Origin of the sequence: Clostridium sp. SGI.024 (assembly GCF_050315195.1) — a bacterium.
In the GTDB taxonomy this organism is placed as follows: Bacteria; Bacillota; Clostridia; order Clostridiales; family Clostridiaceae; genus Clostridium.
This window is the reverse complement of sequence record NZ_JBNPON010000172.1, coordinates 1-330: the sequence shown is the minus strand read 5'-3', so window position 1 is coordinate 330 and position 330 is coordinate 1. Positions and strand designations below refer to the sequence as shown.

General features: G+C 41.5%; 2 tRNA genes. Both read right to left on the bottom strand.

The features are described 5' to 3' along the window. Positions 1-158: 158 nt before the first annotated feature. A tRNA-Ile gene (locus ACQRD5_RS17280) sits at positions 159-235 on the bottom strand. A gap of 3 nt (positions 236-238) precedes the next feature. After that, positions 239-314, bottom strand: a tRNA-Ala gene (locus ACQRD5_RS17275). Positions 315-330 lie beyond the last annotated feature (16 nt).

The following is a 330-nucleotide window of genomic DNA, read 5'->3' as shown; positions in this document are numbered from 1 at the left end:
CTTCCTCATTCGTCGTCTTCGCGTACTGCTCGTTCCTAATGAAAGCTTTCTCTAACTATTTTTCAAGTTAGTCTATAAGCAATTTATTACAAAGTTATTCACAAAGAATATTTTTGGCTTGTTGTTATTTATATTCATATACAATTTTCAAAGAACAATGGTGGGTCTAAATGGACTCGAACCATCGACCTCACGCTTATCAGGCGTGCGCTCTAACCAGCTGAGCTATAGACCCATGTGGTGGAGGTAAAGGGATTCGAACCCTTGACCCCTTGCGTGCAAGGCAAGTGCTCTCCCAACTGAGCTATACCCCCACATAATTTTGAGGTA